The sequence below is a fragment of the Bradyrhizobium sp. SHOUNA76 genome (assembly GCF_023006445.1).
Lineage (GTDB): Bacteria > Pseudomonadota > Alphaproteobacteria > Rhizobiales > Xanthobacteraceae > Bradyrhizobium.
The window spans coordinates 1-13026 of record NZ_JALBHA010000026.1 but is presented as its reverse complement, the minus strand read 5'-3'; the positions used below and the strand labels follow the sequence as shown (position 1 = coordinate 13026).

Genomic DNA, 13026 nt, shown 5'->3' with positions numbered 1-13026 from the left:
AAAAGTGATCTGGGAGAAGACAACGATGCTTGAGCGATTGGATGATCGGATCGCCGATCCTGCTCTTTATGGTGATCCCGCTGCCTATGACGAGATCTTCATGTCGCTTCGGCGGGACGATCCGGTGCGGTGGACCTCGCCGGCCGGTTATCGGCCGTTCTGGACGGTGACGAAATATCAGGACATCGTTGAGATCGAGCGACAGAACGACAAATTCATCAACGAGCCGAGATTGAGCCTCAACCTCATTGAGGATGAGGAGCGAGTGCGAGCCGGCCCGGGAAGGGGCACCACAAATCCGATGCGCATGCTCGTCAATATGGACGGAGCCATGCACCGCGCTCACCGCAACATCACGCAGTCCTGGTTCTTGCCGACCACCCTGCGAAAGATCGAAAGCGACGTAGCCACGTTGGCGAAGGAATTCGTCGACCTGTTGGGAGCGCGCGGCGATGAGTGTGATTTCGCCGAGGATATTGCAGTGTGGTTTCCGCTTCGCGTGATCATGACCATCCTTGGCGTGCCTCGCCAGGACGATCAGAAAATGCTCAGGCTCACCAAGGCCATTCTGGGGTCTACCGACCGTGAGATAACAAGCGGAGCATCGGCAGGCGAGTCGAGGCGGAGGGCAATCGAGGAGTTTTTTGCTTATTTCGCTCTGTTGATCGCGGACCGGCGCGAGAGGCCGACGGGCGATTTGGCCAGTGTGATTGCGAATGCCCGGATCGATGGGCGGCCGATCTCCGAGATGGAGGCGGTATCGTACTACGTGATCATTGCTACAGCAGGGCATGATACGACAAGCGCATCGATTGCGGGAGGACTACATGCGCTGCTCGAATATCCATCAGAGTTGGAGAAGTTGCGCCGCTCGCCGGAATTGCTGCCCCTGGCTGTGGAAGAGATGCTTCGCTGGGTCTCGCCGGTCAGGCATTTCTTCCGCACAGCGACGGACAGCTATGTGCTCCGCGGCCGGCCGATCGCCCCCGGCGATTCGCTGATGATGTGCTATCCCTCGGCCAATCGTGACGAGGACGTCTTCGACGACCCCTTCAGATTCAAGATCGAGCGTGCGCAGAACCGGCACGTGGCGTTCGGCTTTGGCGTGCACCAGTGCCTCGGCCTGCACTTGGCGCGACTGGAGATGAAGGCATTCTTCTCAGAGCTTTTGAGCAGGGTCGATCACATCGAGCTGGCGGGTGAGCCGGCTTGGATAGAGTCGAGCGTAGTCAGCGGGCTCAAGCACCTGCCGATCCGGTATGCGATGCGCAAGTGAGCGACGTCATCTCGGCAGCGCGTGTCACCGCCGGGGATGACCGGCCATGGTGCAGCAAATGCTATCACGAATTGTGAGTACGGCCTGCTCAAAGCCCGGGAATATGCCCCTGCTGTCGAGTCTCTCCTTCCCTGCGTCCGGCGGGCGCAGGCAAAAGGCCTGGCGAATGTTCGGCCGAATGGGCTTGCGGTCATCATGGCCACCGTGTATCAATGGTACAACCAATAAAATGGGAGGCAGCTGCTCATGGCAAGGCGCGTCTGGGCTGCGGGACTAGGCTTGTTCCTGTGGAGCGGTATGGCGGTCGGCGAGCCGTTGAAGATCGGTGTCCTGACCGACATGTCCGGAGTCATCGCCGATACGGTCGGTCGCGGCTCGGTCGTTGCCGCGGAACTGGCGGTCAGCGACGCCGGCAGCACCGTCCTTGGCCGACCGATTGAGATCGTCTCGGCCGACCACCAACTGAAGCCGGACGTTGGCCTGACCATCGCCCGACGGTGGTTCGACGAGGAGCATGTTGAGGCCATTGCCGACATACCCGTGTCCACCATCGCGCTCGGAATCCAAAATCTCGCCCATACAAAGGGAAAGATCGCCCTGATCTCGGGTGCCGGAACCTTCGATCTCTACGGCAAGTCGTGTTCGCCGACGGGATTCGTGTGGACCTTCGACACCAGCGTGCTTCCGCGCGCCCCCGTCCTGAGCGCAGCGGAATCCGGCGTGAAGAAGTGGTTCGTGGTTGGCCCCGACTATTCCTTCGGACACCAAATGGAGCGGGCGGTCGCGGAGGTCGTGAAGGAGACCGGTGGACAACTGGTCGGCACGCGGCGCGCGGCGATCGGGACGTCGGATTATGCCTCGCTTCTTCTGGCCGCGCAGGAAGCGCGGCCGGACGCGATTGCCTCGTCCTTTGCCGGCCACGATGGGGTGCTTCTCATCGAGAACGCCGTCGAATTCGGCCTGCTGCAGACGGGAATGCGCATTGCGAGCCTCATGCTGTTCGAGTCCGACGTGCACAGCCTGGGGTTGGATCGCATGAAAGGCGTCTATACGACGACAGCGTTCTACTGGGATACGGACGACAACACCCGCAGTTTTGCAAGGCGGTTCACGGAGAAGATGGGGCGACCGCCTTCCGCTCTGCAGGCGGGAGTCTATAGCTCGATCACGCACTACCTGAAGGCCGTCAAGGCGGCGGGCTCGACATCCGGACCTGAGGTAGCAAAGAAGATGCACGAGCTGCCGATTTCAGACCTCACGACACCTTCGGCCAAGATCCGAGCAGATGGCCGCGTCATGCGTGACATGTTCCTGGCCCAGGTCAAATCGCCGGAGGAATCAAAAGCCGCGTGGGACTATTTCAAGATCGTCCGTCGTATGAAAGCCGAAGAGTTGATGTCGGACGCGCCAAATCCGGACTGCAAGTTGGCAACCCGGTAGCCGATCGTCTTGCAGTGATGATCCGGCAGCTGGCCCCAAAAAGTCGTGCGCTTCACTGGGAACGCTCTTACGCCCAGGCAGAACGTTGTTAGAGGAATGATGACTTCGCCACTGATTCTTCTCGATGGAACGGTTCGCGCGCGCGAAGAGGTGCTGATCCACGCCGCTCGTGCGGCCAGCGGGCTGCATGCTTCTGGGGTCTCCGAAGGGGATACTATTGCGCTTCTGCTGCGCAACGACTTCGTCTTTGTCGAGGCGACTCAGGCCGCCGCACTGATCGGCGCTTATTGCGTGCCGATCAATTGGCACGGTCGGGCGCAGGAAATCGCTTATATCCTCAAGGACGCGAAGCCCAAAGTCCTGGTGGCTCATGCCGATCTGCTCGCGGCCGTCCGCGACGAGCTCAAGGAGGCCTTGGACGGCATTCTCGTGCTGAGCGTACCGACGCCGCCCGAGCTCGTTCGGCAGTTCGGCGTTCCATCAGGTGCCGAGAAGCCGAGTGTCTCGGACCGCAGCTGGCCGGTTTGGCTGGCGGAATTCCAGCCCTGGAGCAGCGCCCCGCCGCGCAGCCGCGCTACGCTGATCTACACGTCGGGCACGACGGGACACCCGAAAGGCGTGAAGCGAGAACCTGCGACGGCCGAGCAGGTCAAGGCGTATGGGGAGCTGATGCGGGCGGTCTACGGCATAGCACCCGGCGTACGCGTGTTGATCGGCGGTCCGCTCTATCATGCGTCTCCAAACGCCTGTTTGCGTCAGGCCATCGCACAGGCCGATATCATCGCGTTCCAATCCAAGTTCGAGCCCGAAGAAACGCTGGCGCTCATCGAGCGGGAAAAGATCACGCATGCGGTCATGGTTCCCACCATGTTTGTCCGCCTGATGCGTCTGCCGGAGGAGACCCGCCGCCGATACGATGTGAGCTCGCTGCGATGGGTGATCCACACGGGCGCGCCCTGTGCGCCGGAGATCAAGCAGGCGCTGATGGATTGGTGGGGGCCGGTCATTTACGAGACCTACGGCGGCACGGAGGTTGGAGCCGTCATGCTGAGCACGCCGGAAGATTGGCTGGCTCACCCCGGCAGCGTCGGGCGGCTCACGCCGGGCGCCCGGATTGCGCTTTACGGCGACGATGGCAAGCCGGTTGCGCCGGGCGAGGTGGGCGAGATCTACGTTCGCCAGGACTCGCTGGCGGACTTCGTCTATCTCCACGACGCCGCCAAGCGAAAATCGGTCGAGCGGGACGGGCTGATCAGCGTTGGCGACGTCGGCTATCTCAAGAACGACCGGCTGTATCTGTGCGATCGGCGGTCGGACATGGTGATCTCGGCCGGGGTCAACATCTATCCTGCCGAGATTGAATCGGCTTTGATTCAATGTCCCGGCGTCCGCGACTGTGCCGTGTTCGGCATTCCCGACGATGAGTTCGGCGAGTCGCTGGCTGCCGCAATCGAGCTCGAACCGGGTCGTGAACTGACGACCGAGCAGGTGCGCGCCTATCTCGCCGAACGTATCGCCAAGTACAAGGTGCCGCGGCGGATCGATTTCCATGCAGCGCTTCCGCGCGAGGAAAGCGGGAAGATATTCAAGCGCCGGCTCAAAGATCCTTTCTGGAGAGATACGGGCAGGCGCATCTAGTTAATCGTCAGGCTCTCTGCGGAGGCTCTGGACGATTCTTCTCTGCCACACATCGAGCATCGCTTATCGCGGCAATCCAAGTCCGCGTTGGGCGATTAAGCTGCGCTGGATTTCATTGGTGCCGATGCTGATGACCCACATCAGCGAATGTCGGAGATTTTGTTCGATGCGCCCGTGCAGCACGGCGCCGGGGTCGCCCTCGCTGACCAACGCCTCCAGCCCGAGCAGATCGAGTGCGGTCTCGCCGAAGCGCTCCATCAATTCGCCGGAATAAACCTTGCTAACGGCCGCTTCGTCGGGCGGCGTCTCGCCCTTGTCGACCAACTCGGCGCAATGAACCATCATGCGCCGTCCTGCCTCGATTTCAGCCGCGAGCGTCCCAATCTTGGCGCGCACGACAGGATCGTGCCGCATCAGCTTACCCTGGCGTTCGGCGATACGGATGTGCCCGCACAGCAGTTCGAACATGCTGGCAACCCTGAGCACGATCCCGCCGCCGATGAAGCCGCGTTCGGTCGCCAACGCCCCCGTCAGCACCTTCCAGCCTTCGCCCTCGGCGCCAACACGGTTTTCTGCCGGCACGCGCACGTCGTCATAGAAGATGTTGGCGAAAGTGCCGCCATACATCGTTTCGGAAGGACGGATCGCGATGCCGGGCGTCGTCATCGGAACGATGAACATGGTGATGCCTGCATGTGGCGGTGTCGCGTTCGGATCGGTACGGGTCGCGAGCAGCATGTACTCGCCCCAATAGGTCGTGGTCCAGATCTTCTGCCCATTGATCACATAATGGTCGCCGTCGCGAACCGCGCGGGTCTTCAGCGACGCTAGGTCGGAGCCGGCCTGCGGTTCGCTGTAGCCCATGCCGTAGATGGCTTCCCCCCGCAGGATTTCCGGAAGATAGCGGCGCTGCTGCTCCGGCGTGCCGTAGACCTGGAGCATCGCGGCCTGCACGGGCGCACCGACACGCGGCGCTCCGGCGCGCTCCATCTCCTCCATGAAGGCAAGCTGTTCGAAGGCGCCACGCTCCTGACCGCCGAACCGCTTCGGCCAATTGAGGCCAATCCAGCCGGTCTGGCCCAGCGCCCGAGCAAATTCGCGGTCATATTCCCGCTCATGGAAGGAGAGCTGCTCATGCCGCGCGCGACGCTCACCTGACCAATACCCGTCGAGCCAGGCGCGAACCTCGTTGCGGAAAGCATTTCCGGACGTCCCCAGATCGTACTCGGGAAACGCACCGCTGTCGTGATCGAGAAAATGGCTCGCGAGTTGCTCGACCGGCTGGCGTTGGCCGCCATGGCGAAGCATGCTGACATGGACCTGTCTGAAGTGTCGCGGGGCCTCATGCTCCTCGCTGTAGCCGATCGCGCCGAAGGCGTGCTGAGTCTCGAGCGATACCTGGCGAAGAGAACCCGCGGCGGTGGCCAGGGCTGCAGCTGCGAACCAGCGCCATTGCCCGGCTTCCAGGTCATATTGAGCGGCGGCATTCGCAATCGTCAGCTGAACCGCGCGCAAGGCGATGTGGCAGTTCGCGAGCTTGTGCTGGATGGCCTGGAAGCGTCCAATCGGTTGTCCGAACTGCCGACGTTCGCCGGCATAGGCAACGGTCTGCTCGAACGCGCGCCGGGCTGCGCCGAATGCCCGCGCGGTCTCACTCAGGGCGGCGACCGTGAGAAGGTCCTGGACCTCGGCATCCGTGAACGGCACCAGGACGATCGGAACTGCATCGATCCGAACTCGCCACCAGCCGGCCTTTCCCATCACCGGGGTCGGTTCAGCGGCAACGCCTTCGCTGGCCTCGACGATAGCCAGCGCCGGGCCGTGCACGAATATGGCCAGATGCGTAACGATGTCGGCGGATTCGACGAATCCCAGCTCCGCAATCAGGCGATCCGCTTCCATTTTCGCCCAGCCTGCGGCTCCATCATGGTCGAAGCCTGCAAAAGACACGGCGACCACCGCGTCACCGCGATGGAGGTCATCTACGAACGACGTCAAGGCAGGGCCATCGTTGCGGCCTCGAAGCTGCATGAGGTTGATCAGGGCTGCATCCGCGAGCGGTGCACGGCATGCAATGCGGCCGGCCTCTTCCTGGACCAGCACAATCTCGCGCAAGCAGCCTTCGGCGGGAGAGGCTGCAATCTGGGTCAAGCCCTGAGCGGCCAATTGCTTCCAGAGCCATGGGGGCACCTGGGCGGCCTTGTCCGACACGTCTTCAAAGAATCCCCGGACGGCGTCCTTCAAGATCTGACGATCCTCGTCCGACGGCAACTCCCGCAGCATTCTGGCGGCTACCTTCTGCAGTTTGGTCCTACCATTCTACTTTTGTGAGAAGTCCCGGTCAACGCCAACGCGCTATGGCGAGAATCGTCAGCTTCCCCTATATGTCGCTGCAGCTTCGAACCATCCGGGTGGATATGAGCGCTTCACAATTGCCGGCGAAATCCAAGACAGAGGCTGCGCCGATAGCGCAGTTCCAGCGAATTAGATCGCCCCGCGCGTTCGACGAGATTGCCGCCCAGATCCGAACGGAGCTTTCCTCCGGCAGGCTCGCGGTCGGCAATCGTCTGCCATCCGAGCGGGCGCTGTCGGAGCAATTTGGCGTCTCTCGCAATACCCTTCGTGAGGCTTTGCGTTCACTCGAGCACGCCGGTCTGATCCGTCTGCAGAAGGGCGCCCGCGGCGGCGCTTTCATCAGCCAGCATAGCGGCGAGGCAATCGCGACCGGGCTGATGGACATGTACCACGTCGGTACCATCCAGCCGGCGCAATTGACCGAAGCCCGCATCTGGCTCGAATCCGTCGTGGTCCGGGAAGCGTGCCGGCGCGCAACGGCCGCGGACATCGACATGCTGAACCGCAATATCGACGAAGCCCAGGACGCGCGCCGCCGGGGCGACTTCGCAGGCCGCGCCGAGAGGCACATCGAGTTCCACAGAATGCTGGCGCGCCTCACCGACAATCCGATCATGGTCATCGTCATGAACGGGGTGCTCGACGTGCTCACTCATTTCGTGCAGCGGATCGGCGAGTACGACAACAGCTTCGTGCTGCCGTCGCGCCGCCGCTTCATGGAACACTTCACTGCAGGCGAGGCCGAAGCTGCCGTGGCCGAGATGGAAGCCTGCCTGAAACGGCTGCAGCGCAGCTACATGTCGCGCATTCAGGCCGCGGAAGGTGTGTCGGCTACCAAAGCCGCTCCACGCGGCCGCCGGGCTCCCCCCGCTACCCAGCGTTAAATCCACTCACTCCGCTAACCCGACCTGTCGTCTTCGAAAAGCCTGCACGCATCCACCCCGGATGGAATGCGAGCACACGCGGCTGCTCGACGACCAATCACGTCCCAATTGCCCGACGAATCCGCGCGGTCTCGTCTCCGCCGGCGGGGGATCCGTTGACATGACATCCGACCGTGTTAATGTGGCAATGGTTCAACCAATAGGTCGCAGGCAAATGGCTGCAAGTCCCTCTCTCGGAGAAACGCTGGCGGTGTTGCTGGCGCGCGATATCGCCGATGGCGAGAAGGTCATCATCGGAACCAATTCCGACATCCAGCTTGCGGCCTGCAATCTCGCGCGCCGCCTGCAGGCGCCGCGCTTGTGGTGGATTTCCGGTCCCGGCGGGATGGTCAATCCGACGCGCGATCATCTGCTGTCGACTGCCGATTACGAGAACGTCGAGTCTGCGGAGTCCTGGATGGATCTGCCGGTCATGATCGACTTCATCGATTGGAAGGTCCACTTCTTTGATTTTGCCATCTTGTCGGCACTGCAGGTCGACCGCTTCGGCAACATCAACACGGTGGTGGTCGGTGATCAACGTAAGCCGCGCGTGCGCGGGCCGGGAACCGTCGGCATCAGCGCACTTTGCGGTCTCGCCAAGCGGTTCTACGTGTGCCTGACCCGTCACGACCGGAGCGCGTTCGTGCCGCGGGTCGATTTCCTGTGCGGACCCGGGCACATGGAAGGCGGCGATTCCCGCGAGCGAATGGGTCTGCCGCCTGGCGGTCCCAGATTGGTGCTGTCGCCGCTTGGGGTCTTCGATTTCGCGCCCGACAGCAAGGCCATGCGCGTGAAGTCGATCAGTCCAGGCGTGTCGCTCGAGCAGATCCGCGACTCCACGGCCTTCGACATCGTCGTGGAGGGCGCGCCTCCGGTGACGACCATGCCCACCGATCATGAGCTCGAATTGCTGCGCAAACATGTCGACCGGCGTGGCGATCTCCGGCGCAAGTTTCCCTGATCACGACACGGATCTCCTCCAACCAGACCGACAGGCAAGCTGAAGTCCCATGACAAAGAGCAAGATCGTTTCCGTCGATGAGGCCGTAGCCGAGATCCCGGACGGAGCCAAAGTCGCCCTTGGCGGTTGGATATTCAATTCGCAGCCGATGGCACTCGTGCGCGCGTTGATCCGCAAGGGTGCGCGCGACCTGCACCTGATCCCTGCGCCCGGCTCGATCGCGCCGGACATGCTGATCGGTGCGGGTTGTGCCGCATCCACCGTCTGCGTCTTCATCAGCTTCGAGCAGTTCGGTCTGGCGCCGAATTTCCGTCGTCACGCGGAGAGCGGCGCGCTCAAGGTCTACGATCTGGATGGACCGGGTATTGCCGGTGGACTGCGGGCGGGAATTTGCGACCTACCTTACATGCCGGTGCCCGACCTTGGGACCGATCTGCCGAAGTTTGCGCCGGAGCATTACTGGCCGCTGCCGTCCAAGCCCGGCGAGCGCAAGATGCTCGCTGTCGCCGCCGTCAAGCCGGATGTCTGCCTGCTGCACGCCCAGCAGGCAGACGAGCACGGCAATGTCCAGCATTTGGGGCCGCCCTTCTTCGACGCGATGATCGCCCAGGCGTCCCGACGGGTGATCGTCTCGGTCGATCGCATCGTGTCGACCGACACGATCAGGCGCAGCAATCATCTGACCAAGCTGCCGAGCGCGATGGTCGATGCGATCGTGGAAGCGCCTTACGGCGCGCATCCGACGGCCTCACCCTCGCTGTACCGCTCCGACGAAGCGCATTTGAAGGAATATGTGAAGAGCAGCGCCGGCGCGGAGACCTTCAGCGGCTATCTGGACCGGTACGTTCGGAACGCCTCGCCTGGCGCCTATCTCGACGCGATTGGCGGCAGCCGGCTGGCGGCGCTTGCGGTCTCCGAAACCAATCTGAAATGAGCATCAATATGCCAACCGGATCGGCCCGGCCGGGAATCCTCGACGGAATCCGCGTCCTCGACTTCACTGCCATGATGTCCGGCCCCTATTGCACGCGGCTGATGGCGGACCTGGGCGCCGAGGTGATCAAGGTGGAGCCGCCGGAGGGCGACCACATCCGGTTGCGTCCGCCGCTGCGGGATGGTCGGAGCGCTTATTTCGCGCAGCTCAACGCCGGCAAGAGCAGCATCGCTCTGGATCTCAAGCAGCCTGCGGCACGCAAGCTGATCTACGAATTGGTGCCCCAGTGCGACGTGCTCGTGGAGAACTACCGCCCGGGCGTGATGCGGCGGCTCGCGCTGGACTACAAAACCCTTGCGAAGCTCAATCCCAAGCTCGTGTACTGCTCGATCTCGGGTTTCGGCCAGGAGGGATCCTGGTCCGGACGGAGCGCGTATGCGCCGGTGCTGCACGCAACCTCGGGCTACGACATGGCGAACCTCGATTATCAGGAGGGCAATGTCGAGCGTCCGCTGAAGAACGGAATCTTTATCGCCGACGTTCTCGGTGGCTCTACGGCATTCGGAGCCATTCAAGCCGCGCTGTTTCGGACGCTCAAGACGGGGCAGGGCGACCATGTCGACGTATCGCTGCTCGATGCCATGGTGGGCATGCTGGTCTACGAGTGCCAGGAAGCGCAATTCCCGGCCGAGCGCCGCCGGCCGCTCTATCGACCCACGCAGGCCAGAGACGGCTTCCTGCTCGTCGCTCCCGTGAGTCAGAACAACTTCGAGGCTTTGGCCCGCGGCGTCGGCCATTCGGAATGGATTAGCGATGCGCGCTTCGCAACCAGCAGCGCTCGCGAGCACCACTGGTCCGAATTGATGAACCTGCTCGACGACTGGGCGGCATCGCGAACGGCCGCGGAATGCGAGGCGATCCTCACCGAAGCCGGTGTGCCATGCTCTCAATACCGGACCATCCGCGAGACCATGGCGCTGCCGCCCATCCAGGAGCGCGGCGTATTTGAGGAGATCAATGACGGGGCCGGGCCGCTACGCATTCCCAATCCCGCGTTCCGGTTCGCGCACAGCGCGGCCAATGTCCGGAACAAGGTGCCTGCGCTCGGCGAGGATGGACCAAGGCTGTTGCAGAGCCTCTTAGGGTTGAGTCCGCAGGCGATTGCGGCGCTGCGCGAGAGCAAGGTTCTTCGGGGCGCGGAAGAGAGGACCGTCGCGGCGGCCGAGTAGCCGCTATGGGCCATCAGGAATGTTGAAGCCGTTGATCGCCTGCCGCTGGGCTTCCTTCCTGAACCCCTTGAGCACGGCGACATGAAAGAGGGGACCAGGGTTGAGCGCTCCGAATTTTCCAATCCCCGAAGATATTGTAGCCGTGCTGACGGATCCCGCAGCCTATGGCACTCAGCGTATCTTCGACGCCTATCGCTGGTTGCGCGTCAATCAACCGCTCGGAAAGGCCAGCCCGCGCGGCTTCAACCCTTTCTGGGTCGTCACGCGCCACGCGGACATTCAGACCGTCAGCCAGCAGAGCCAGCTATTTCGCAGCAGCGATCGTCCGGTGGCGTTGCTGAGCGGCAAAGCCGAAGCCAGGATCGAGGCGGCAACGGGTGGCAACGGCCTGCTCCGCACCCTGGTGCAGATGGATGCGCCCGATCATCCCAAGTTCCGGGCATTAACGCAGAAATGGTTCACGCCGGGCAATTTGCGTTCGTTCGAAGGCAAGATTCGCGACATCGCCAGAAGCTATGCAGATTGCCTCGCGACATGCCGCGGGCGTTGCGACTTCGTCTCCGAAATCGCACTCGGGTTTCCCCTTCGGGTCGTGATGACGATCCTGGGCATCGATCCGGTTCATGAGCCCAGGATGTTGCGCCTGACGCAGGAGTTCTTCGGCGCCAAGGACCCGGACAACGCGCGCAAGGGTCAAAATGACGGCGCCACGGCTCTGTCGGATGTCGTCTCGGAATTCGGTGAGTTCTTCTCGTCCGTGGTCGCGGACCGGCGCGCCAATCCCTCCGATGATCTTGCAAGCGTTATCGCGAATGCGCAGATCGACGGCGAGCCGATTTCCGATCTGGATGCGCTCAGCTATTTCGTGACAATCGCCACCGCCGGCCACGACACGACGTCGTCCTCGAGTGCAGGCGGGATGTGGGCGCTTTGCGAGCATCCGGAGCAGTTCGAGCGGCTGAAAGCCAATCCTGCCCTGATCCCCGGTTTCGTCGACGAGGCGATCCGCTGGACCACGCCGGTCAAGCATTTCATGCGCACGGCGGCCGAGGACACCGAGCTCGACGGCCGCTCCATTACGCGCGGCGATTGGCTCATGCTGTGCTACGCCTCGGCAAACCGCGACGAGGCCGTCTTCCAGGATCCTGACGCGTTCCGGATCGATCGGTCGCCGAACCGGCACCTTGCCTTCGGCTACGGCGCGCATCTGTGTCTGGGACAGTATCTTGCCAAGCTCGAGATGCGGATCCTCTTCGAAGAATTGTTGCAGCGGATGTCATCGGTCGCTCTCGATGGCGCAGGAGCAATGACTGTTTCCTGGTTCGTCAGCGGGCCCAAGCGGCTTCCGATCCGCTTTCAACTCCAATGATCGTTCCCCACACATCGTTTCCGCATGGTTTGACGGAGACCGCGCAATTGCATTGCAGAAGACGAGCATGAAGATCACAGCCGCAGTGGCACTTGCGCCGGAACTCCCCTTCGAGTTGATTAGCTGCGATCTGTCCGATGATCTTGCGCCCGGAGAGGTGCTGGTCCGCATCGAGGCCTGCGGCATCTGCCATACCGATCTCGCGGTGAAACTGCAGCATATCCCCGTGCCGCTACCCAAGATTCTCGGTCATGAGGGCGCGGGCGTGATCGAACGCGTCGGTCCGGGCGTGGTCGGGCTGGCCGAAGGAGACAACGTGCTGATGAGCTTTGGCTCGTGCGGCGCATGCGGACAGTGCCAACTCGGCGCGCCCGGCTATTGTGATGAGTTCGGGATGATCAACCTGTTCGGTCAGCGGCGCGGCGGCTCAGGCCTCCGCTACCGCGGCGCCGAGCTTGGCGGCTACTTCTTCGCGCAATCGGCGTTCGCAACCCATTCCATTGCCACGGCGAGGAACGTGGTGAAGATCGGCAAAGATCTGCCGCTCGCGCTGCTCGCGCCCATGGGCTGCGGGATCCAGACCGGCGCGGGCGCAGTACTCAACGTGCTGTCCCCTCGGCCCGGTGCGTCAATCGCGGTGTTTGGCGTTGGCGCAGTCGGGATGGCGGCGATCATGGCTGCCAAGCTGGCGGGCTGCAGCACGATCGTTGCCGTCGACATCCGGGGCGAACGGCTTGCCCGAGCGCGCGATGTCGGAGCAACCCACACAGTCGACGGCCGGACATCCGATCTTGCCAAGGCAGTTGCCGCGCTCGGCCGCGGCCGCGGCGTCGATCACTCGATCGACACCACGGGTGTGGCCGAGGTGGTCGCGGCCTCGATCGCGTGCCTGCGGCAG

General features: G+C 62.7%; 11 protein-coding genes and 1 pseudogene. 10 read left to right on the top strand and 2 right to left on the bottom strand.

The window, feature by feature from the left end; all coding sequences use genetic code 11:
- Nucleotides 1-25 precede the first annotated feature (25 nt).
- The 3 genes from MOV74_RS06105 to MOV74_RS06095 all read left to right on the top strand — a co-directional run bounded on the left by MOV74_RS06105 (nucleotide 26) and on the right by MOV74_RS06095 (nucleotide 4354).
- The gene (locus tag MOV74_RS06105) at nucleotides 26-1276 is read left to right on the top strand and encodes a cytochrome P450 (protein WP_246919027.1); all 1251 of its coding nucleotides are present in this window, start codon (nucleotides 26-28) and stop codon (nucleotides 1274-1276) included.
- A 297-nt stretch (nucleotides 1277-1573) separates the two neighbouring features.
- Nucleotides 1574-2716 (top strand): ABC transporter substrate-binding protein, encoded by a 1143-nt coding sequence (locus MOV74_RS06100; protein ID WP_246919026.1) that lies wholly within the window; start codon nucleotides 1574-1576, stop codon nucleotides 2714-2716.
- A 99-nt stretch (nucleotides 2717-2815) separates the two neighbouring features.
- Entirely contained in the window at nucleotides 2816-4354 is a 1539-nt protein-coding gene (locus tag MOV74_RS06095; RefSeq protein WP_249797453.1) for an acyl-CoA synthetase, read from the top strand.
- A 63-nt stretch (nucleotides 4355-4417) separates the two neighbouring features.
- Here the strand turns inward: MOV74_RS06095 and MOV74_RS06090 are convergent, their stop codons facing one another.
- Both MOV74_RS06090 and MOV74_RS06085 read right to left on the bottom strand, forming a co-directional pair.
- A complete protein-coding gene (locus tag MOV74_RS06090; protein ID WP_246919046.1) occupies nucleotides 4418-5662 on the bottom strand; it encodes an acyl-CoA dehydrogenase family protein in 1245 nt (414 codons plus the stop codon).
- Between the two features lie 57 nt (nucleotides 5663-5719).
- Nucleotides 5720-6115: pseudogene (locus MOV74_RS06085) on the bottom strand (acyl-CoA dehydrogenase family protein); the annotation flags it as partial.
- A 78-nt stretch (nucleotides 6116-6193) separates the two neighbouring features.
- Here MOV74_RS06085 and MOV74_RS06080 point away from each other — a divergent pair.
- From MOV74_RS06080 to MOV74_RS06050, 7 genes are all read left to right on the top strand, one after another.
- Complete coding sequence (locus MOV74_RS06080; protein WP_246919024.1) at nucleotides 6194-6685, top strand: hypothetical protein; 492 nt, start codon at nucleotides 6194-6196, stop codon at nucleotides 6683-6685.
- A 26-nt stretch (nucleotides 6686-6711) separates the two neighbouring features.
- On the top strand, nucleotides 6712-7593 hold the full coding sequence (locus tag MOV74_RS06075) for a FadR/GntR family transcriptional regulator (RefSeq protein WP_246919023.1): 882 nt from the start codon (nucleotides 6712-6714) through the stop codon (nucleotides 7591-7593).
- A gap of 214 nt (nucleotides 7594-7807) precedes the next feature.
- Nucleotides 7808-8596 (top strand): CoA-transferase subunit beta, encoded by a 789-nt coding sequence (locus tag MOV74_RS06070; RefSeq protein ID WP_246919022.1) that lies wholly within the window; start codon nucleotides 7808-7810, stop codon nucleotides 8594-8596.
- Nucleotides 8597-8645: 49 nt separating this feature from the next.
- Nucleotides 8646-9530 carry a CoA transferase subunit A gene (locus MOV74_RS06065; RefSeq protein WP_246919021.1) on the top strand — a complete coding sequence of 295 codons (885 nt, stop codon included), beginning with the start codon at nucleotides 8646-8648 and terminating at the stop codon, nucleotides 9528-9530.
- An 8-nt stretch (nucleotides 9531-9538) separates the two neighbouring features.
- Nucleotides 9539-10759: a CaiB/BaiF CoA-transferase family protein gene (locus tag MOV74_RS06060; protein ID WP_246919020.1), complete on the top strand. Its 1221-nt coding sequence runs from the start codon at nucleotides 9539-9541 to the stop codon at nucleotides 10757-10759.
- Nucleotides 10760-10901: 142 nt separating this feature from the next.
- Complete coding sequence (locus tag MOV74_RS06055; RefSeq protein WP_246919019.1) at nucleotides 10902-12128, top strand: cytochrome P450; 1227 nt, start codon at nucleotides 10902-10904, stop codon at nucleotides 12126-12128.
- 85 nt (nucleotides 12129-12213) lie between these two features.
- The coding region (locus MOV74_RS06050; RefSeq protein ID WP_246919018.1) for an alcohol dehydrogenase catalytic domain-containing protein at nucleotides 12214-13026 on the top strand (813 nt) is incomplete at its 3' end.